The following is a 22,263-nucleotide window of genomic DNA, read 5'->3' as shown; positions in this document are numbered from 1 at the left end:
CTGTTGATCCTATCCCTTACTGCCAAGATTTCTAGCAGGGCGGAGGTTTCCGAAAGTTTCTTTGTTCATAAATAAATCTTTTATATCCGAGTAAACGAGTAGGTATTTATTATTTTCATCTTATCAACGTTAACCCTTATTGTCAATATGAGTACTCAAAAAAATACTCTGCCTTTGGCCCTAAGACCGCAGACAGAGTATTTTTATTAAGATGCAGCAGTACGATACAATCTTTTCCTTTGCATTCAGGAGGCAGGAATCTCGGACAGGATGACGGCTTCATACTTGTTACGCAGCATTTGCTCTACCTGCGGCAACGGATCAGCCTGACTCAGAGCCAGTTCCATTCGAATCTCCTCACGGACTTCTTCGGCCGATTGCACCTGGCGTTCTTCTTTATCATTAAGTCTGATAATAACATAGCCTTCTTCCACTCGAACCGGTCCGGCAATATCGCCTACATCCAGCCCGGCAGCAAGTTGAAGGATTTCTTCTGACTGGAATGGATCATTCCGCTCAATCCACCCCAGCCTCCCACCAGCATCACGAGAGAAGCTGTCTGTCGATTGCTTGCGAGCAGCTTCTTCAAAGTCCTCCCCCTTCTCCAACGCATCCAGTAAGGAATCGGCTTCATCTTCTTCCTTCACTACGATGATGGACAAGTCATATTTCTCGGGGGAAACGTAATCCTCACGGTGTTCAGTCCAGTAATGCTCAATATCTGCATCCTTGATCTGTATGCCGATCGTTGCGATTTTCTCAAGCAGCAGCCTGTAGCCGGCTTCCAACTCAAGTTCCTGTTTCGACAGGCCCAATTGAGACCTCATTTCGTCAAAATATGATTTCTCTGAATCATACCCATCCATCGCGGCGGCAAGTTCTCTTGCAATCTCTTGGGGAGTGACGATCAGCTTGCGTTCGATTGCTTCGGCATATACTGCTTTACGGTTTAACATCTGGAGTAATAACTCACTGCCGTAACGTCGTTTCAGCGCATCGGTCCACTCTTTGTCCGTGATAACTTCTCCGTTGATCGTCGCTACGGTGCTTCCTTCTTCCGTATTAGCATCATGGGATGCATCTGCCTCGTCTTTGCCCTGTCTGAGACCATGCATAGCCATCACACTACCCATGACCAGCATACCTAGCGTCAAGACAATTACAGCCGTCCACAACCCTTTTTCCTGTCTTGTCATTCCGCATCCCGTCCCCGCATAGATCAGTTCTTGGCTTGCTCTAGGATGGTCTCAAGTTGTTCTTTGTTAAAGTCATAGGCTTCATTACAGAATTGGCAGACCACTTCAGCCTGGCCCTCTTCTTCAATTAATTGCTCCATCTCCGTTTGGCCCAGGCTGATTAGTGTCTTCTCTACCCGCTCACGTGAACACTCACAGCTAAAATGAATATCCAATCCTTCCATCACTTGTACATCTGGCAACAATCGGCGAAGCAACTCTTCCAATTCAAGTCCCTGCTCCAGCAACGTCGTCACTGGCGGCAACGTACTAATGGCGTTTTCGATCGCCGTGATCTCTGGATCTGTCAATCCCGGCAACAGCTGCATAATGAATCCACCTGAGACAATAACGGAATTATCCGTATCAACGAGCACACCAACGCCTACAGCAGAAGGGGTTTGCTCCGATTGAGCAAAGTAGTACGTAAAGTCTTCGCCCAGTTCTCCTGAAATAATAGGCACACTGCCACGATATGGCTCTTTCAGTCCCAAATCCTTCGTTATGTTGATGAAACCTTCCGTTCCAACTGCGCCTGCAACGTCCAGTTTTCCCACACTATTGCTTGGCAAATGTACATGCGGATTAGAAACATATCCTCGTACTTCGCCTTTCGCATTGGCATCAGCTACAATCTGTCCAATGGGCCCATCACCGTTGACTTGTACCGTTAACTTCTCTTCACCTTTGAGCATTGCACCCATAATGGCTGCTGTTGTAACCGTACGCCCCATGGCAGCTGTAGCCGTGGGAAACGTATCGTGTCTTCTGCGTAGTTCCTCAACCAGTTCCGTAGTCTGGATAGCAAAGGCTCTTACCTTTCCATTCATTGCTGTACCACGAATTAACCGGTCATGCTTGTTGTTGTTTTCCAAGTCATTCAGCCTCCTTTGGCGTATCGCCATAATAGTCGTAACACAGAAAAAACGGCACAACACTTAAGCTGTAATCTCAGCCCGCTGTATGCCGTCACTATGCTCACCTTTCCCGGTTCCGCTCATATATAATACGCAGCCCTTCAAGCGTAAGCAGCGGATCAACTTCCTCTATACTACGGGTTTCTTCTGCGATAAGTGTAGCGAGACCACCTGTCGCGATAACTCGGGGCTTCGCCCCCATCTCCTCGCGAATACGTTCTACAATACCATCTACCTGCCCTGCATAGCCAAATATAATACCCGCTTGCATGGCATGAATAGTATTACGGCCAATGACCTTTTTAGGTTTCTCCAGCTCTATACGAGGCAACTTGGATGCCCGCTCATAGAGCGCTTCAGTGGCAATCTGAATGCCGGGTACAATAGCTCCCCCCAGGTAGTGACCTTTCTCGTCAATACAGTCAAAGGTCGTTGCAGTACCGAAATCGACCACGACGAGAGGACCGCCATACTTCTCAACGGCTGCCACTGCATTAACAATACGATCTGCACCCACTTCACGAGGGTTCTCGTATCGCAGATTCAAGCCAGTTTTGATACCAGGCCCAACGAGCAAGGCTTTTTTGCCTACATACTTCTCACACATCGCTTCGATTACATTCACCAGTGGCGGAACCACAGATGAGATGATGACACCTTCGATGTCACTTGCCCTGATGCCGGACATATGAAATAAATTATAAATCAATACGCCGTATTCATCCACTGTTGACTGACGTGATGTACTCAGACGAAAGTGGTGCAGCAATTCCCGGCCTTGATATACGCCGAGCACCATATTGCTGTTCCCCACGTCTACAACTAGAATCAAAGAGGTTCACCCCTCTTTCTTTTCATTTAAATCCAGACTAATATCCAGGCTCTCAAAGGAATAGGTTAACCTGCCAACCGAAATTACATCCACACCACTCTCTGCAATGCCACGAATGGTCTGAAGAGACACGTTACCGGATGCTTCAACCTTCACATGAGGAGCCTGTTCACGAATAAGTTCAACCGCTTCACGCATCCGCTCTGGATGCATGTTATCCAGCATAATGATATCTGCCCCGGCTTGCAAGGCTTCTCTCACCTGCTCCAGATTTTCAGTCTCCACTTCAATCGTCATCGTATGTGGGATAACGGTTCGCGCACGCTGTACCGCCTCGGTGATTCCGCCTGCACCCTTGATGTGGTTATCCTTAATCATAACGGCATCGTACAGTCCAAATCGATGATTCGCTCCGCCACCCACGCGCACTGCGTATTTCTCAAGTAGTCGGTGGCCCGGCGTTGTCTTACGTGTATCCACGAGCCTGGTCTCAAGACCATCCAGCACCTCCACGTAGGCACGCGTACGCGTAGCTATTCCGGACATACGTTGCAGCAAGTTAAGTGCCAGTCGTTCCCCCGTAAGCAGTGAATGTGTACTTCCCTCTACCTCGGCCAAAATCGTGCCATGTGTAACCTTGTCTCCGTCTGTTACCTTCGGTGTAAATACAAGATCAGGATCAACGACTTGAAATACAAGTTTAGCTACGGTCATGCCTGCAATAACACCATTGTCTTTGGCGTGTATAATGGCCTTGGATTGGTTGCCTGCTGGAATCGTCACACTTGTTGTAACGTCACCTGCACCAACATCTTCACGAAGCCAGTTTTTGATTGATTCGATAAGCCCTTCATTATATCCATTCAGTATCATGACATCAATTCCTCCACAATCGCTTGTTCTCGCTGCTGCAGACTATGCTTCTGCCACACGATATCATCACGTGCCGGAAAATCCTCACGATAGTGAGCCCCCCGACTCTCCTCGCGATGTAATGCACCGCTGGTAACTAACCAGGCACAGGTCAGAAGGTTGGCATACTCCAGCTCTTCCTTATGAGTGAGAGTCTGATCAAAAAATTGCAATTCCTGTTGCAGCTTGTCCATAGCCTTCTGCAAATCCTCACCATTCCGGCGCAAGCCTACCTGACGAACCATCATTTTCTGTAACCGTAAGCGTCTTTCGGATACCGGCTTTTGCTCTTCCGTGATCTTATTGATCTTGTTATTCATATCCACAGACGAAGGCGCCCCTCCTCTTGCTTGTAATAAACCAAGCGGAGGGAGAGATTGAATACGATCAACAATTCTCCGCCCAAATACAATCGCTTCTGATAAAGAATTGCTTGCCAGGCGGTTGGCTCCATGCACTCCTGTAGAAGATACCTCGCCACAAGCAAATAATCGGGAGATGCTGCTCTCTCCACTTAAATCCGTTTTCACTCCACCCATCATGTAATGGGCAGCAGGTGCAACGGGAATCCAGTCCGTTGTCATGTCTAATCCATAACGCATACAAGTCTCATATATGGTAGGGAACCGATGCTTGATCATCTCTGGCTGTTCATGTGTAATGTCCAAGTACACAAAGGTACTGTTGGTGGACTCCATTTCACTAACAATCGCTCGTGCCACGATATCGCGTGGGGCCAGTTCAAGTTGGACATGATAACGATCCATGAAGCGCTCGCCCTTCACATTGCGCAAATATGCGCCTTCGCCGCGTACGGCTTCTGACACCAGGAAACGCGGGGCCCCCGGGTAACAAAGAGAGGTAGGGTGGAATTGGATAAATTCCATGTCACGAACAATAGCCCCAGCCCGATAGGCCATGGCTACACCATCGGCAGTAGCTACATCGGGATTCGTCGTGTATCGGTATAGTTGTCCTGCCCCACCAGAGCAAAGAACAGTTGCCTGTGCCTTCACGATCACTTGTGATCCGTCATCCTTCTGAACCAGAGCGCCAATGCACTCCCCTCGATCTCGATCTGTAATCAGGTCAACAACAAAATGCTCATCCCATACTTCAATCCCGGGATGCTCATTCACTTCAACAGCAAGCGCACGTACAATCTCATATCCCGTTGCATCTCCATTGGCATGCAAAATACGGCGGTGGCTATGCGCACCTTCCTGCGTCAACGCCAACTCGCCGTTCTCCAGATCAAATAAAGTACCCAAACGAATCAGTTCCTTCACTCCGTCCGGACCCTCATTCACCAATACCTCTACCGCTTCGGAGCGGCATAAGCCCGCTCCTGCTACAAGTGTGTCCTGCAAGTGGTAAGCAGGTGAATCATCCTCAGCAATAACCGCAGCGATGCCTCCCTGCGCATATCTGGTGTTACTTTCAAGTAATGACTTCTTCGTGATCATTAATACACGTTGTTGTTCACTTGCCTTAATGGCAGTAAACAAACCAGCAATCCCAGAGCCTATAACCAGTACATCCGTCTCTACCATGGGTAGCGCAGACAGATCAAAATCAACTAAATATTGCGGTATCATGTTATTCACCTGTCTTGGAGCAAGAGTAGCGCATCCTACTTTACCAACAACATGCGCTCTAGTGATTCTCTGGCTTTGTCGGCAACGGCCGGTGGCACGTAGATTTGCGGCTTCATCGTTTCCAGGCATTTCACCAGTTTCTTCAAGTTGTTCACCTTCATGTTGGGACATACGAGGAACTTGGTAGCAAAGTGGAACTGTTTACCCGGACTATCCAGACGAAGCTGATATCCTGTACCATCTTCGGTACCTACGATAAATTCCTTCGCTGATGAATTTTTGCAATACTCCAGAATAGCTGTTGTGCTGCCTACAAAATCACCCATTTCCACAACCTCAGGGCGACACTCTGGATGGACAACAAACTCTGCATTGGGGTGCTTAGCTCTCATCTCTACCACATCTTTGACTGTAAGCATATCATGAGTGTTGCAGTAACCTTCCCAGATAATCATTTTCTTGTCTGTATGCTGCTGTACATAATGTCCAAGATTTTTATCCGGTACCCAGATAATTTCGTCGGAATCCACCGATTGAATAACCCGGACTGCGTTCGCCGATGTACAACAGATGTCAGTCTCTGCCTTGATCTCAGCAGAGGAATTGATATACGTAACCACCTTGGCATTAGGATGTTGTGCTTTTAATTTGCGTAGTCCATCCACATTCACCATATCTGCCATTGGGCAGCCCGCACGTTCGTCCGGGATAATAACTGTTTTATTTGGCGCAAGAATTTTAGCGCTTTCACCCATAAAATGAACACCACAGAAAACGATCACATCTGCATCTGTTTGGGCTGCCTTCTGGGCTAATAGAAACGAATCTCCACGGAAGTCGGCAACCTCCTGTACTTCGTCACGTTGATAATAATGGGCAAGAATAATGGCGTTACGTTCCTTCTTCAACTCCATAAGCCGCGCACGCAGCTCGCGGTTCATCTCAGCCTTGCGCTCTAAAGCCAGAGCTTCCACCTGTGATCCTCTCCTTTATCGGGACAGCGTCATGCGCTGTTTCGTGGGCTAACCTAAGTCGTTATCTTCGCTTGAGAAACGAATCACAAGCGGTTTAACAACTAATTTACACAACGTTCACGACTCTGTCAATAAATGAAAAAGACCCGGAACACCGCTGTAACCACCTGTTTGCTAACTGGTTCGCCATCTAACTCCCGTTTATCTTTATCTATCCTCTTTTAAAATAATGGATAAAAAAAGAGAGCCTCGAGGGCTCTCTTGATTTCACCTGCTATCATAGCCAGATGTATTGTGCATTAAGACGTTGGCTTCGTTCCGCCATCATCCGGGTTATTGTTATTACCCTTTTCCAGATTCGGAGCTTCGTTTGGAATATCTCCGGCTGGTGGCTCAGGCGTTTCATCTTTACCTTGAATACGAACACGCACATCACCGATGGTGTCGATGATTGGCTCTCCGCCTTCAGTTGGTGTGCCTTCACCATCATTGTCATTCTCTGCTTTTGGAGTCAAAGAACCTGTTTCGATCAATTGCTTGATCTGATCCATTTCCAAAGTCTCAACCTCAAGCAAAGTTTGAGCGATCAGGTGCATCTCTTTTGAATGTTTAACAAGCAAGTCCTTACACTTCTCATAACAGTCATTGATAAAGCGTTGCATTTCCTGATCAATCTCGTAAGCAATGGAATCCGAGTAATTCTGTTCATGACCGATATCCCGACCAAGGAATACCTGTCCTTGTGAACTTCCGAATTGCATAGGTCCCAATTTCTCACTCATACCGTATTCCATAACCATGCTGCGAACGATACCTGTCGCTTGCTGGAAGTCACTGTATGCACCAGTACCAATTTCTCCGATGAACAATTCTTCAGCTACACGACCCCCGAGAAGTCCGGTTACTTTATCCAGCAGTTCCTGCTTGGTAACCAGCATACGGTCTTCTTTTGGCAACATGATTACATATCCACCCGCACGTCCGCGCGGAATAATGGTCACTTTATGTACCATATCAGCATGTTCGAGGAAGTATCCTACAATGGTATGACCTGCTTCGTGATAAGCAACGATTCGTTTCTCGCGATCACTGATGACACGGCTTTTCTTCTCCGTACCAACGATGACACGGTCAATCGCTTCGTCAACTTCCTTCATGGAAATATCTTTACGGTTACGACGCGCTGCAAGCAATGCCGCTTCGTTCAAGAGATTCTCCAAATCCGCACCAGAGAAACCCGTTGTACGCTTCGCGATAATATCCATCTTCACATCTTTGGTCAGTGGTTTATTACGGGAATGTACTTTCAGGACAGCTTCACGACCTCTTACATCAGGGCGGTCAACCGTAATTTGACGGTCAAAACGTCCAGGACGCAGCAAGGCAGGGTCCAAAATATCTGCACGGTTTGTTGCGGCTATGATGATAATACCTTCGTTAACTCCGAATCCGTCCATCTCAACAAGCAACTGGTTGAGTGTCTGTTCACGTTCATCGTGACCACCACCGAGACCAGCACCACGCTGACGTCCTACAGCATCAATCTCATCGATAAAGATGATACATGGGGCATTTTTCTTCGCATTTTCAAACAAATCACGAACACGTGATGCACCGACACCGACAAACATTTCCACGAAGTCGGAACCTGAAATTGTGAAGAATGGTACACCCGCTTCACCGGCTACGGCACGAGCGAGCAATGTTTTACCGGTACCTGGAGGCCCTACGAGCAATACGCCCTTAGGAATCCGCGCACCTACTGCTGCGAATTTACGAGGGTCCTTGAGGAAGTCTACAACCTCAACAAGTTCCTGTTTCTCTTCGTCAGCACCCGCAACATCTTCAAATGTAACCCGCTTCTTCTCTTCGTTGTAGAGACGAGCACGGCTTTTACCAAAGTTCATTACTTTACCGCCGCCGCCTTGAGCCTGATTAAACAGGAAGAAGAACAGCAGGAACATAATGATCAAAGGAATAAAGGAAGTCAGCAACGTCAACCAGATGCTGTCACCTTTCATTGGCTCCTGATGATATTGGAAATTGTTAGTTTCACTTGCAGCTACAAGCTCACTAATTGCCTCATCCGTAGGAGGAATATACGTTGAGAAATTTTCTGATTTGGCGCCATCAGGTGCCTTCTTGTATTGACCGGTCACGAGATACGTTTGACCGTTGAATTGAACCGTCAATTCAGAGACATTGTTGGCTTTGATCGCTGCACGCAACTGATCATATCTAGGATTATCGGTGGCTTCGCCGCCATTGCTGACGAACTGGACTATCCCCACCACAACTAAAAAAAGAATCAAATAAAAACCAGAATTCCGGATGAACCGATTCATCCCCTACCTCCTCTCGAGACACTTTAATTATTTTAACATAGCCCGACATGGCTTCTCAACAGAAGCCAAGAACAGCTCAAGGCTTGGGTCGGGCAGGATATTAGCTACTATAGACTTCCGGCTTCAAAATCCCGATATAGGGCAGGTTCCGGTACTTCTCGGCAAAATCCAAACCGTAACCAACGATGAACGCGTCAGGAATGTCAAAGCCTGTGTAATGAGCTTCCAACTCAACTTTACGGCCTGAAGGCTTGTCGAACAGCGTAACCACACGCACCGACTCAGCACCGCGGTTTTCTAGCAGTTCAATCAGATAGCTGAGTGTAAGTCCGCTGTCGATAATATCTTCGACAATCAGAACTTCCCGTCCTTCAACGGATACATCCAGATCCTTAATGATTTTGACAACACCTGATGACTTGGTGGAAGCGCCGTAACTGGATACCGCCATAAAATCCATTTCAACAGGTACCGTTATGTTTTTAACCAAATCAGCCATAAATATAAACGCACCCTTGAGCACACAAATGACCAAAGGATTGCGATTTGCATATTCGGCACTTAGTGTTGCGCCTAATTCCTTGACTTTACTCTGAATTTCTTCTTCACTGATCAATACTTCCTGAATGTCGTTCTGCAACTGTGCGAACCTCCTAAGTTATACTATGAAAGCCTTACCTGAACCATAACCACTACCCCTGAATCGCTGAATCGCCTACAGTCATGTACAGGATTGCGGAAGTGCCCTCCCTGACAGGAGCCACATTGGACCGTCGAACACCCGGTAACCAGATGATCTGACCTGCTCCATCACATACCACAGGAATACGTGGACGGACAGATGGGGGGATTTTCTCATCGATGAAAATATTTTTCACCTTTTTGCTTCCGTTTAATCCCATCACTTTCATGGTATCTCCAGGTAACCGTGAACGCACAACCAGCGGCATAAGCAGTTGATCCGCATCAAACGCGGCTTGATCCGCCGATTCCGGTACATGATAGTCCTCGGGACTCACCGTCATCAACCGAATATACCGATTAATTGGGGTGAGTGAAAGCTCATAAGTTCCACTCCATTGCGCAAGACGATACTCGTAAGATTGATCCTGTACGTCCGTCCGTATGCCAAAAGAAATCAGATTATACTCCCGAGTACAGGCGAGTGTCTGTCCTATATCCAGGCTCCAGGTCGTCACATGGGTCTCCATGACCTTGTGTCGAATGGTTTCTATACGGGTAAAGTCGACAAAATCACTGTCCAAAGGCAGATAATTCAATATTAGTTTAATCAACCTTCGTTGTAAAGCGACATGTAACTTCAAGAAGGAAGGCACCTCAAAGGTTTGCCTTCCGCCGTTCACCTGCACTAGACACCTGTATGTGTCATATGCACTCTGCTCCATGAAATCGTCTTCATCACCCACAATTTCGGCAAGCCGATTCAATGACGGCGTGAGTTGTCCATTATACTGCCCCAAAAAAGGAAGCACATCCAAGCGAATGGCATTACGCCGATATTTACGCAGGGCGTTGCTCTCATCATTGAAATACATAAAACCCTGGGTATTACAAGCTTCTACAAGGTCTGTCTTGTTTATACGAAGGCATGGACGAATAAGTTCCACATTTTTTTCTCGTCTTTTAAACTTCATTCCTGAGAGTCCCGACAAGCCGGTTCCACGAAGCAAATGAAGCATGACCGTCTCCGCCTGATCATCGGCATGATGTGCCAAAGCGATGCTTGCCGCATTATATTTGGAAGCCACTTCGTGCAGAAAGGCATATCGCTTGTTGCGTGCCGCTTCCTGTGGTCCTTGACCCGTAAGCTCCATATATGAAGGTACATCGGCCTTGGTCCATTCAAATGTAATACCAAGCTGCTGTGCCAGTTCCATCATTTTCTCCGCTTCATCATCAGATTCACTCCGGAAGCCATGATGCACGTGGGCACAGATCAATTCAAGTGGCACATGCCGCTTGCTGATCTCGTGCATGATATGCAAAAAAGCTACCGAGTCCGGCCCGCCCGATACTGCGACAACAATCCGATCCCCGGGAACCCATAACTGATGCTCTTCCGCTGCATCCAGCACATTCTTCACCAGCATGTTCCAGCGTAAAGCCTCCATACCTGTTCCTCATTCCTTGCGTTATGTATATGCACTCTCACAGATCAGAAAAGTAGTGCATAGATGAGCACTCCAATAAGTAATATCACAGATACAGCGAATGCATTTTTAAGCCAGCGCGGTGTTGTACTTTTGGAACGACGGCGGAGAGGCGTGGGGCGTGCCATCATTTCCTTCCACCCTTGTGCCGCATGACCTGCATCACGAAACTGACCTCGTAATGCCTGAGTCGTCCAATTGCGAAAAGGACCCAGTCGTTCACTGCGCTCCACCAGCGCTACGAGCTGATTCACACTTCGCAGTTGCGGTAATCCCTCGGCCGCCAGTGCCTTGAGCGCGTCTGCTTCAAGTACATGAATCAATAATAATGCAAATGCAAATACATCATAGGTACCATCTGCCGTACGGCTGCCTGCATTCCAGAAGCCCCGATCATACCATTCGGTGAACTGTTTGACGCTTCGACCAATCGACGTAACTCCGCCGTAGTCGATCAATTCCACCTGCCCATAGTCGGATACCAACACATTCTGAGGTTTGAGATCACCAAACACCCATCCCGCCTGATGCAACTGTGCCAGCTTCTGCAAGAGTCTAAGTCCCACCAGAAGTGTCCAGTCTGTTCCCTGACGCCGAATGAAGTGATGAAGTGCCTCACCTCGAACGTAACGCATCACATAAAAGGGAATATCCCGGCCACGAACGGCATAGTCATCCACATCTTTAAGATAGGAAGGAATGCCGCTCTGCCGAAGGGCCTCATGATTACGCTGTAGTTGAAAGGATTTGAGTACATTAACTTCCGATTGCAGATCAACCGGATCAAATCCCATTTTTAGCGCGTAGTGTTTGCCATTTTCACCCCGTTGGACAAGAAAAACGATGCCATTAGCTCCTTTGCCCAGTAGTTTCCGAATCGTGTAACGACTGCGATTCCATTTCCCTGTAACCACTGTTCCTGGCGGGAAAGAGGCGTCAGACAACGTTGTCACCGAGCATCCCTTCTCTTTCAATGCGATAGTTCCCTTCTATTTCCTGCTGTTTCTCCAGTGTACCATAACGGTAAAAATCAATCACCTTCTGAATTGCAGGACCTGTCGGCGTTGCACCCTTCATCTGCAACCTTCCAAACAAGGACCGAACACGGCCTGGATCCGTTGTCCAGTCAATATCCATTACCGCATCTTCGCCACTGTGTCGCCCCGGAAAATGAAATACGGAAAGCTTGCTCTGACCTATACGCGCCTGCAAACTTAACATTAAATCACGAATGCCTTCTTCTACCGCAGCCAGTTTGGGCTTCATGCTGGCACTTACGTCGATTAACAATATAACCTGTAAGGCTGTAGTTTCAGCCATATCATCCATCACTTCCACGACCCGGGCGCGTTGTGAAGGCTCCAGATCCGTTACCGTTTTGGGCTCCTTCTCTCCCAAAATTTGTGTTAACTCTCTATTAACCGCCTGCTGAATAGTCTGAACCACCGTTTTCCTTGTCATCATCTGCATGGTATGGGCAAGCTGACGTGTACCTACAATTTGGCTGATTCCACCTCCGGCTCTGGCAATATCCTCAATCTCCCGACTACCCAGCTCACCAATGGTTCCATAATCAATCACGCCAACCACATTAACCGTAATCCCCTCTTCCAGCGCTTCGGCCGCTGCCAGCACCGGACTTGGTCCTACATTGGAACAACCGTCGGTGATCAATAAGATTTGCTTCATCCGATATCCCTCCGTTATTCGTTACTCTCCAACTCTATGACTAGCATTGCCAGAATGAAGAGACTTCAAACAGAAGAATATGCAATTAACTGACGGTCCGTGGACGCTCCATCCGGTTGATGCCAGGCACACGCAGTGTGGCCCATTCAGGGCGGAAATGCTCTACTTTTCCAACAACAACGGTCATATCATCCAAAATCTCATGCTGCTGATATCTTATAACACTTTCAAGCAGGCAATCGGCCAAATCTTGCGGATCCTCTGTATCAATCTCTTGAATGAGCCTTTTCATCCATAACTCTTTGTTCACCGCATACCCCGGTGCGTCATAGATGCCATCCGTCATCATAATGAGGATATCCCCCGGCTGAAGCTGTACCGTTACCAGATCCACTTCAATATCTTTAATAATACCGATTGGCAAATTGCTGGCCGAAACCTGAATAACCTCCTGTCCTCGTTTGATAAAACTTGGCGTCGATCCGATTTTCATAAACGTGGTCTCTGCCGTATATTCATCGATCAGCGCCATATCCACTGTGGCATACATCTCTTCAGGGGATCGCAGCATCAGAACGGAGTTCACGGATTTGATCGCCAGTTTCTCATCCATGCCGGACTGTAACAACTGTTCCAATATGTTCAGAGCCGCGCTGCTCTCCATGCGTGCCCGTTCCCCATTGCCCATTCCATCACTAAGCGCCACCGCGAATGTACCGTTGCCTAACTCAACCGTACTGAAGCTGTCGCCTGACATCACATCTCCCCCTTTTGCGGCGGCAGCAACACCCGTGGTTACCTCGAACGTTTTGGCTGAACCAAACGTAACGGTCGCCAATCCCTGACGAGGATCAGTCATGGTCTCATGCAAGACAGCAATATGCTCGTCCAGTACATCCGAGATCAGCGGAGCTATCATTTTACGGCACTCATCGAATCCACGTGTATATGCATGTACAATCTCAATCTCTACATTGCCCGCTTCCAGATTGATGATCTCAATGGAGTGAATGGACAAGCCCAATGACTCCAGTGCGTCCCGAATCTGCTCCTCCTGCTGAACCATCTCATCACTTTCCCGCTGAATTTCTTTGGCCAGGTCCTCCATGACCTGAGATACACCGGACAATTGCTCTGCAACCAGCTGCCGGCTATCGATAATTTGACGCTTCCATTGCATGTTATGTTGATGCAGTCCATACTGGGCACGCATGACTTCAAGGACCTCTTCCGGTTTTGCACACACCCTGTTCCAGTCCACTGGAATCTGCTTGCCTGAGATCTCCGGGTTTCCTTCAATTGTACTCATCACGTCCGTCATATATTTGTAGGTTTGAATAAACTTCGCATCCCAGCATTGTGTACGCTTGAAGCAGCTTGCACATGTGCCCTCGGCAACCGCATTCATGAAATGGTCCATTCCACCTTCTTTCTGTACCTGCTCCCCTGCACCGGACATCTGATCAAAGCTGCGTGACAATTGACGGAATACCTGCGAGAACCGGGTTACCCGTTCTGCCGTGATATCCCGTATACGTTTGGCATACTCATGCTGGGATTTCGTATGATCCTGCGTACCCGGTACATATTTGGATATCGCCGTCATCAGGCTTTTAGGTGTTAACATGAATAGTACGATAGCTGCACACGTCTCCCATAATGAGTTCATAACATCACCCGGTCCGCCCAGATATATGGATAGAATGGACGAACCCAGCAGCATGCCTAGTGCAACCGCCGCACGTTTGCCTTCTCGAAGCATACCCGCCAGCATCCCGGCAAAAGCAAGCAGGCTCATCTGATACACCGCTGACATGTCAGCCAGACTCAGAATCAAGCCGGTAATAACCCCAACTGAGGCTCCGAGGGGGGCTCCGCCCACCAGCGCAAAGATTAATATGAGATAACGGGAGAGCATATGCTCGACGGATAAGGACTGAATGGTCCACCCTACGGCTCCCGTCATAACGGAAGCGAGCAATATGATCAGGCAGAGGATCTCCTCGTTCTTTAGGCTGAACTTTTTTTTGCGGTAGGTGAAGATCGGTATGGCTTGTATAAAAACAAGGGTGAGCACGAAACTTAATATCGAATCCATCGTGAGCATCAGCATCGCGTACCAGCTGAAGGATGGTCCAATCACAACCGCGAATAATTTGACCATAAATGTAGTCGTAAACACCATCGTTGGCGCATAAGATAATTCAGCACGATCATACGATTCCAGTCCACGGAAGAGCAGATAAAAGATGGCGATCTCCGATGCAACAATGAGTGGTACCGGAAACGGTGCAAAGAGACTGCCTGCGAGAAGTGCAGCGCCTACCGGAATGATGTAATCCCTGCGCATGAAAGCAATTACAGCGAAATAAGCAATGGCAAAGGGAGATAACTCATTTAGGATCATCGCCTTTCCGAGCAGAAATCCCATGAATGTGAGCAGCAGTACCCATTTGCGGGAAGCAACCATCTGGACAGCCTTGCGGGAGCCAAGCCAATGTTTCAGACGTACCGACAGCTCCTCCCGAGCTTCCGTACCTCCTTTACCTGCTTTCATTCCCGGAAATTGAATGACATTCCACTTTTCCATCATCCTCAAGGCACCCCATTCGATTAATTTGAATTTTCGTGTTTCGTTCTCGATGGTTCTGATTATAGATAGATTAGAAGACGTAGTTTGTCAGAATAGGTGGGCAGGGTCCAAAAAGTTTACGACAAAAGAAACAAGCCTGGCGCGGTGGAGCGAAACCCCCGGCCTTATTGTGGTTTCATTCATTCTCCTACTTGATTCCGACAATCGGAATGTCTGATTTTGAACCGGCGATGGTTTGGTCTCGCCATCATTTGAGCAGGATAACTGTGGAATGCCACGGAAACCTGTCGGTAAAAAATGGTAGACGACAAATGTTCTTATGGTTCCATTTTGCCGTGCAGAAAAACTGGGGATATGGAGCTTCACCTTACAAAAAAAGCTATCCAACTCCTTATCTGTGATAGAAACGCAAAAAAACCGTTAGCCCATGGGCTAACGGTTTTACTTATATGTTTAGATCAGGTTGAGGTTGAGACAGATTACACACGCTTGGCTCCGCGGCCTCCGCGTTTGCCTTCTGTGTTCTTCTTAAGCGAAGAGATCCGCTCTTCACTATCTTTCAGGAAGCGTGACATTTTATCCTCAAATGAAGGTTTGCCTGCTGCGGGCTTGAAAGAACGGCCTCCGCGGTCACCACGGTTAAATCCACCGCCGCCACCACCACCACGACCTTGGCCACCACTTGGGCCTCCGCCGCTGAATCGTTCGCGATCTCCTCCACTGCGTTCCGGTCTAGGAGCTCTCGGGGGTCTAGATTGGGTTTGTTGCTCAACCGGTTTGTCAACAGCTTGCTTAATGGAAAGTCCGATCTTGCCATCCTTGTCAACGTTGATAACCTTCACTGTAACGAGGTCATTCAGCTTCAGGTGGTCGTTGACATCTTTGACGTAATTGTCGGCGATTTCCGAGATGTGAACGAGACCCGTGACACCTCCTGACAGATCCACAAATGCTCCAAAATGCGTGATTCCTGTCACCTTGCCCTCTAACTTGGTGCCCACTTCAATTGCCATAGAATAAAATGATCCTCCCTTAAAAATATACAACCCGATTTTTTGAATGCCAAAATCAATGCTGCGCTAATGTAATTATACCTTATGCCGTAAACCAAGGTCAACTGAACACTACCCCGTCAGAGAGCCTATTTTTTCCGGTTTAACGGCTTCAGACACACGGATAACAAACCTAGCTCGGTAATGGACCGAATTCCATCAGTTCCCTGACTCTTCAACCTGGATCGGCGTTTCCTCAGGAAGATAATATCCTTTTTTCCGTGCCAGCTGTCCTATGTATTCAGGGTCATTCAACCGGCTGACTTCGTACTTCAACTGTTCCAGCTTCTTCAACGTATCTTCCTTTGAAGCTTGCTGAGTGGCCAGATGAGAACTCTTGTCCGAAATTTGTGCAGTCTGCACAAGGAATGTATATCCTGCCCATATTACAAATACAATCATAAACGTCATCCAAAGCATGAGGCGCCTTTTTGCACCGGCAGATTTTCCTTGGTTAGTTGGAGCCTTTGATCTGCCCACAGGTGTTTTACCCATTACGGACCTCCTTAAAACCAGCGTTTCCATATCGCTGCAATTCTTGTACCCACACGGATCATGAAGCGTGGCGTTACCCAATGTTTCAGGAGCGGCCTAAACATCCAGCGGAACAACTTGCCGAAAGGTACCAAACACTGCAGCACCAGCCTGCCCAGGAATAGTAGTATCGCAATTACAAAACCGAATAATACGCGAATTAACTTATAAATTCCTTTAGCCGGCATAACGATCAGGATGTTAAGGATATGTCCACACCAATGAATCAGCGTTCTTGCGAGTTTAATTAACATTACCACAAAACGCTGGGTTGTAACACTTAAAAGCCAAAAATAGAAGCAAACCCCTATAATCAGCCCCAAAAAGACATAAAACCGCAACTGTCCGTGGTTTCCGGCGTATAGCATCCGAAAAACGAACAGCGCGGAAGCAACCCAGTACAACAGATCGAGCGTGTGAATACTCCATCTCGGAAACCGCAGCTGTCCGGACAGTACCCGGTAACTGTCGTAGGCCATTCCCATCACGACCCCCGAGGTAAGCATCCACATCAATGTGATCCATTGAGTATCCGGACTCATCGGAACATCTTGCCAAACAGGCCCTTACCATTTTTGGGCTGGGAACCGGGGTCCAGATATTGGAGCGAACTGACTGTGCCTTCAATGGATAACAAACCTTCCTCCAGGCTCAGGTTTTTGATATGTAAATTGTGCCCCCGGATGGTCAGATGCCCAAGTTCAGTCTGCAGCAAAAATTCCTCACTGTCGAAGCTCTCCACGTTGGAGACACCCGTCAGATCCAGCAGTTTCCGATTCTGCATGCTCAGATGATGCTGTTTGGCCTTACCGTGCTCAACCATGGCATGTACCCCTCCTTCTTACACCTAGCTTATGGGTGTGGAGGTTGGAATAGAACCAGCGTTGTTGAACAAATAACCCAGCATCTAGTAAAAACAAAAACGCCCTTCCCTGTTACAGGAGGACGTTTCGATTCAACTTGCATTGAATGAATATTTAATACCAGATGTACTGTTACCAGTTCATTCCGTTATCCTTGGCGATCGGCTCTTCCTTCACCAAGGTGTAGAGGCTGCTCGCCTCATCCTTCTTGGTACTCTCGGCAATTCGTTCCACCCTCACGGTGACCAGTTTCTGACCGAACTGAACCGTCAGCTCATCGCCCACTTTGACAGCGGCGCTGGGCTTTGCTTCACGTCCGTTCACCAGAACACGTCCCTGTTCAGAGACGTCCTTGGCCACAGTGCGGCGTTTGATTAGCCGGGAGACCTTCAGGAATTTATCAAGACGCATTATTTTACGGCTTCTTTAAGTTTGTTGCCTGCTTTGAATGCAGGAACAGTGGACTCAGGAATCACAATTTCATTCCCTGTTTGTGGGTTACGTCCGGTACGACCGGAACGTTTGCGGGTCTCAAAAGTGCCAAAGCCGATCAATTGTACTTTGTCTCCGCTGGCAAGTGCATCTGTAATTTCTCCCAAAAAGCCGTTTAATACGGACTCAACGTCTTTTTTAGTCAAACCACTTTTGGTTGAAATGTTGTTAATCAGATCTGTTTTGTTCATTTTTAAAAGCCTCCCAAATTGAAAAAAAAGTATCTGCGATTCCTGACAATACATTGATTGCCGCTGATTCGCGTTAGGTCACTACACATGTATTCTGGCTTGGTATCTGAAATCCTGCCTTAGTCCGCGACTTTTTTTAGCTTTTTGTCGATGGTCCGCAGGGGACAGTCTAAGACCAGTACCCGAAACCATCTGTCGCTAAACACCAACCTCAGTTTACACAGATGAACACATGTTCGTATTATCATAACACACTGCATAACATGATGGAATAAGGTTTATCGGTATTTCCCAGAAAATTGAGACCGTTATAATCCTGCCTTCTTCGCATCCTGCCAGAATTGCTCCATCTCTTCTACATTGCTATCTGCTGGTGTTCTTCCCTGTTCACGTAAACGCTCCTCGATGTACTGGAACCGCCCGACGAACTTGCGGTTGGTCGCAGCAAGTGCCTCTTCCGGGTCCGTATCGATGAATCTTGCAACGTTTGCAGCTGCAAATAATAAATCACCCAGTTCGAGCTTCCGTTCTTCTGCAGACTGGCCTTGTTGCACCGCTTCTTTCAACTCTGCCAGTTCTTCCTCGATCTTGGCAAACACACCTTCAACATCATCCCAGTCAAAGCCTACTTTGGCTGCTTTCTTCTGTAACTTGTATCCCTTCATCAATGCAGGCAGGTCACGCGGTATACCATCCAGCACGGAAACCCTCTGCTGATCCTGGCCTTTGCGCTTCTTCTCCTCTGCCTTCATCTGTTCCCAGTTCTGAAGAGCTTCATTCGCATCTTCTGCCTGATTATCACCAAAAACATGTGGATGGCGGAAGATCAGCTTATCATTCAAACCTTCGATGACATCATACACATTAAATGTGCCGACTTCTTCTTCCATCTGGGAATGCAATAAAATCTGCAGCAGCAGATCACCCAGCTCTTCTTTCATATGGTCGGGGTCATCCTCATCGATCGTCTCAATGACCTCATAGGTCTCTTCAATCAGGTTTTTGCGAATGGATTGATGTGTCTGCTCCTGATCCCATGGACAGCCACCCGGACTGCGAAGAATATTGACGATCTCATGCAAACGCGCAAAGGATCTGCGACGCAAGGCATCATCGGTGTTCTTCGGTACATAGATCAGTGACAGATTTCCATATCCTTCAATCCGGTCCAGTTCATGCAATGGGATCTTGTGAATGACCTCCTGACCCTGCACACCCAACGCGTGACCCACAAATACGGGATAATCATCCGGGTAAACCTCCATCAGGCATAACTTCACATCCGAAGCAGTGAACACATCGTAGACTTGTCCGATCAACGTATGTAGCTGTGGTTGTACCAGTTCTGTGTTCAAGCTGCTGGCATCCAGAAGTTGAAACCCTTCGATTGGATCGAATCCAAGTCGTATAAAAGCTTCATCTAGGAAGCTCTCCCCGCCCATGACACGCAATGAGATACCCATCTGCGGACAACGTTCTTTGAGCAGGCGTACACTTGCTTCTGCCACCATCGGGTGACCGGGTACGGCATACACAATCTCCGTTCCGGCCTCCCCCTTGCGAGCGGCTTCTATCAGTTGATTCGCGATCTCATCATATACTTCGGGGAAGGAGGACTTCGCCTCATAGATAGCATCAAATGATGTCATCTCCAGCCCCTCTTGTTGCAGATCATTCAATACGGGATGATCCAGGGTACGTACATACAGTGTAGCTGCATGTTTCATTTTTTTGATAATACCTACGGTCAGTTGGTCTGCATCTCCAGATCCAAGACCCACTACGGTTAAAGCTGCACTCATTACGTAAACCTCCATCCGGACTATCCTGTCCAGGCTCATAATCATCGTGTCTGAACAGGACTAATTACACGTATTATACCAGAATCATTCGATATCCTATAATTGCATATTCGCTGTGCCAGGTGTAGAAGCACCGTGAGCATGGAGCTAGCGCAGCACACGCAGTCTGCGCAGCTGCTTGGCAAGGCGAGGCCCCAACTTGGGCACAGCCGCCAGCTCCGCGGCGGTCAGTAACCCTGTCCGGGCCGCCGCCAGCAAGAACACGGCCGAGCCTGCGGCAATGCCCAGCAGGCTCACGCCCATCGCGGCCAGCCTGCGATCAGCCGCGATACCCATGCCGCCGAGTACCGCTTCGGCGGCCCAGGCCGTGCCTACCGCCGCCAGACTCATGGCGGCGATCACCAGCGCTGGCTTCGCCAGGACGGCGCCAGGGGCAGGGCGCAGGGCGACAAGTCGCGCCAGCAGCGCCACATTCAGGCCAGCCGCCAGCATGTAGGCGACTGCGCCTGCAAGAGCCGCACCGCTGATGCCCAGCGCCGGCACAAGCATGACGTTCAGCATCGCCTTGACGCCTGCGGCGGCCAGCATGCTGAACGCGGGTGCACGCACGGCGCCGAGGCCTTGCAGCAGCGCCGCTGCAATGATGCTGACGGTGCTGCCCGCAGCCGTCAGCGCCATGTACCGCAGTGCTTCGGTGCCTGCGGCATCTCCGTACAGCATGCGGTTAATCGGCTCCGCCAGCACCGCGAGACCCGCGGATGCCGCCAGGCCGATCAACCAGAACCAGCGCAGCGCGAGGCCTGCTTGCTGCCGGACGGCTTCTGGCCCGCCCTTTAATCGGGCTTCCGCCATCGCCGGAATAAACAGCACAGATAGTGACGTGGCAAGCATCGTCACCAGTTGAACCAGCGGCAATCCACGGTTGTAGATGCCGAAGGAAACCATCGACTGAAGCTCATCCAGTCCTTCTCCCCGCAGCAGCCGTGGCACGGTGAAAGTATCCACCAGATTCATCAGCGGCACAGCCAGTGAACCGAGACAGACTGGAATGGCATACATGAGCAACGTCCTGATCCATTCCCCGTTGGATCGTGACCGTTCTCCCAGAGCGGGATTAATAGTACTTACCGTTTTCTTCTGCGGCGTAACCGACCTATGCTCCTGACGTTCATGCCTATCTGATCCAACCTCTCCAACGTTGCTGCTCCATTCCGAATTCAATTGCCCTGTGACCACTTCCTTGTCTTTCCGCCGATGTCGGGCCATGTACCCTAACATGGTTAACAGACCAACCATTCCACCAGCAACAGAGCCCATCATGGCACCAGCGGCAATAGTCTCAAGCGAAGCGTCCCGTCTCATCAACCACAGAAGCAGAACAATCATGACGGTAACACGTATCGTCTGCTCCACCACTTGTGATACCGCTGTTGGCACCATCTGCTGTAATCCCTGAAAATATCCACGCAGCCCTGTCATCACCGGTACGAACAACAAGGCCCATGAAGCTGCACGAATCGATGGAACCACATGACGGTTGCCAATCATGTCAGCGATCAGCGGCGCACCTGCATACATCAAGAGCGCCATTATAATTCCAATTCCCCCGAGCAGAAGGGAAGATAATCGAATAATTCTTCTGCTCTCGTCTGGTCTTCCGAGTGCGTTCTGTTCTGCTACGAATTTGGATACGGCCAGCGGCAGTCCTGCAGCAGCAAGTGTGATAATGAGCATATATAACGGATATACCGTATTGTAGATGCCAAATACACCGTCTCCCCCCAGATTCTGCAGCGGAATCTTCTGAAAAGCACCAATAATTTTAGAGATAATGGCAGCAAACCCAAGTATAAATGCACCCTGTAGCAGCCTTGAGCCTGTAGACGGCTGTTTCATAAGTCCCTCCTGCGTAATCCTTTTAAGCATACCTTGCTATTATACCTGCCTGAAGGCACACAGACTAACCCTTCCCCATCACAATCAGCCGGATCTACTTCTTTGTACCTTTAAAATGCAAAAACTCCCGTATGCCCAAGACAGGGCACCAGGAGTTGGTCTGCGGT

20 protein-coding genes are annotated in these 22,263 nt (G+C 48.6%); all 20 read right to left on the bottom strand.

Annotated elements, in window-relative coordinates:
- Positions 1-245: 245 nt before the first annotated feature.
- The gene (locus MKZ13_RS00335) at positions 246-1,196 is read right to left on the bottom strand and encodes a peptidyl-prolyl cis-trans isomerase (protein ID WP_339181016.1); all 951 of its coding nucleotides are present in this window, start codon (positions 1,194-1,196) and stop codon (positions 246-248) included.
- 23 nt (positions 1,197-1,219) lie between these two features.
- The gene (gene hslO, locus MKZ13_RS00330) at positions 1,220-2,140 is read right to left on the bottom strand and encodes an Hsp33 family molecular chaperone HslO (RefSeq protein WP_047844508.1); all 921 of its coding nucleotides are present in this window, start codon (positions 2,138-2,140) and stop codon (positions 1,220-1,222) included.
- A gap of 73 nt (positions 2,141-2,213) precedes the next feature.
- Complete coding sequence (locus MKZ13_RS00325) at positions 2,214-2,984, bottom strand: type III pantothenate kinase (protein WP_026081372.1); 771 nt, start codon at positions 2,982-2,984, stop codon at positions 2,214-2,216.
- Positions 2,985-2,990: 6 nt separating this feature from the next.
- Positions 2,991-3,857, bottom strand: a complete 867-nt coding sequence (gene nadC / locus MKZ13_RS00320; RefSeq protein ID WP_221825805.1) for a carboxylating nicotinate-nucleotide diphosphorylase — start codon at positions 3,855-3,857, stop codon at positions 2,991-2,993.
- A complete protein-coding gene (nadB, locus tag MKZ13_RS00315) occupies positions 3,854-5,494 on the bottom strand; it encodes an L-aspartate oxidase (protein WP_339185275.1) in 1,641 nt (546 codons plus the stop codon). The genes nadC and nadB overlap by 4 nt, the downstream gene beginning before the upstream one ends.
- 35 nt (positions 5,495-5,529) lie before the next feature.
- Positions 5,530-6,468, bottom strand: a complete 939-nt coding sequence (nadA, locus tag MKZ13_RS00310; RefSeq protein ID WP_339181009.1) for a quinolinate synthase NadA — start codon at positions 6,466-6,468, stop codon at positions 5,530-5,532.
- A gap of 299 nt (positions 6,469-6,767) precedes the next feature.
- Complete coding sequence (gene ftsH / locus MKZ13_RS00305; protein ID WP_036606115.1) at positions 6,768-8,813, bottom strand: ATP-dependent zinc metalloprotease FtsH; 2,046 nt, start codon at positions 8,811-8,813, stop codon at positions 6,768-6,770.
- A gap of 100 nt (positions 8,814-8,913) precedes the next feature.
- Positions 8,914-9,453 carry a hypoxanthine phosphoribosyltransferase gene (gene hpt, locus MKZ13_RS00300; protein WP_017691352.1) on the bottom strand — a complete coding sequence of 180 codons (540 nt, stop codon included), beginning with the start codon at positions 9,451-9,453 and terminating at the stop codon, positions 8,914-8,916.
- A 52-nt stretch (positions 9,454-9,505) separates the two neighbouring features.
- Positions 9,506-10,945 carry a tRNA lysidine(34) synthetase TilS gene (gene tilS / locus MKZ13_RS00295; RefSeq protein WP_339181006.1) on the bottom strand — a complete coding sequence of 480 codons (1,440 nt, stop codon included), beginning with the start codon at positions 10,943-10,945 and terminating at the stop codon, positions 9,506-9,508.
- Between the two features lie 44 nt (positions 10,946-10,989).
- Positions 10,990-11,937, bottom strand: a complete 948-nt coding sequence (locus MKZ13_RS00290) for a protein kinase (RefSeq protein ID WP_036668459.1) — start codon at positions 11,935-11,937, stop codon at positions 10,990-10,992.
- Positions 11,921-12,673, bottom strand: a complete 753-nt coding sequence (locus MKZ13_RS00285; RefSeq protein ID WP_221825814.1) for a VWA domain-containing protein — start codon at positions 12,671-12,673, stop codon at positions 11,921-11,923. The genes MKZ13_RS00290 and MKZ13_RS00285 overlap by 17 nt, the downstream gene beginning before the upstream one ends.
- An 85-nt stretch (positions 12,674-12,758) precedes the next feature.
- Positions 12,759-15,266, bottom strand: coding sequence for a stage II sporulation protein E (spoIIE, locus tag MKZ13_RS00280; RefSeq protein WP_339181002.1), 2,508 nt, complete (start codon positions 15,264-15,266; stop codon positions 12,759-12,761).
- Between the two features lie 479 nt (positions 15,267-15,745).
- Entirely contained in the window at positions 15,746-16,279 is a 534-nt protein-coding gene (locus tag MKZ13_RS00275; RefSeq protein WP_237178574.1) for a S1 domain-containing RNA-binding protein, read from the bottom strand.
- A 198-nt stretch (positions 16,280-16,477) separates the two neighbouring features.
- Positions 16,478-16,813 carry a septum formation initiator family protein gene (locus MKZ13_RS00270; RefSeq protein WP_017691358.1) on the bottom strand — a complete coding sequence of 112 codons (336 nt, stop codon included), beginning with the start codon at positions 16,811-16,813 and terminating at the stop codon, positions 16,478-16,480.
- Between the two features lie 11 nt (positions 16,814-16,824).
- Positions 16,825-17,394, bottom strand: a complete 570-nt coding sequence (yabQ, locus tag MKZ13_RS00265) for a spore cortex biosynthesis protein YabQ (protein WP_237178573.1) — start codon at positions 17,392-17,394, stop codon at positions 16,825-16,827.
- The gene (gene yabP / locus MKZ13_RS00260) at positions 17,391-17,675 is read right to left on the bottom strand and encodes a sporulation protein YabP (protein WP_076216757.1); all 285 of its coding nucleotides are present in this window, start codon (positions 17,673-17,675) and stop codon (positions 17,391-17,393) included. The genes yabQ and yabP overlap by 4 nt, the downstream gene beginning before the upstream one ends.
- 172 nt (positions 17,676-17,847) lie before the next feature.
- On the bottom strand, positions 17,848-18,126 hold the full coding sequence (locus MKZ13_RS00255; RefSeq protein WP_017691361.1) for an RNA-binding S4 domain-containing protein: 279 nt from the start codon (positions 18,124-18,126) through the stop codon (positions 17,848-17,850).
- Entirely contained in the window at positions 18,126-18,398 is a 273-nt protein-coding gene (locus MKZ13_RS00250; RefSeq protein ID WP_017691362.1) for an HU family DNA-binding protein, read from the bottom strand. The genes MKZ13_RS00255 and MKZ13_RS00250 overlap by 1 nt, the downstream gene beginning before the upstream one ends.
- A gap of 308 nt (positions 18,399-18,706) precedes the next feature.
- The gene (mazG, locus tag MKZ13_RS00245) at positions 18,707-20,200 is read right to left on the bottom strand and encodes a nucleoside triphosphate pyrophosphohydrolase (RefSeq protein WP_339180995.1); all 1,494 of its coding nucleotides are present in this window, start codon (positions 20,198-20,200) and stop codon (positions 18,707-18,709) included.
- 147 nt (positions 20,201-20,347) lie between these two features.
- The gene (locus tag MKZ13_RS00240) at positions 20,348-22,096 is read right to left on the bottom strand and encodes a polysaccharide biosynthesis protein (protein ID WP_339180991.1); all 1,749 of its coding nucleotides are present in this window, start codon (positions 22,094-22,096) and stop codon (positions 20,348-20,350) included.
- Positions 22,097-22,263: the final 167 nt, after the last annotated feature.

Origin of the sequence: Paenibacillus sp. FSL R5-0701, from assembly GCF_037973995.1 — a bacterium.
In the GTDB taxonomy this organism is placed as follows: Bacteria; Bacillota; Bacilli; order Paenibacillales; family Paenibacillaceae; genus Paenibacillus.
The sequence above is the reverse complement of the archived record's forward strand: the minus strand, read 5'-3'. Positions and strand labels throughout refer to the sequence as shown.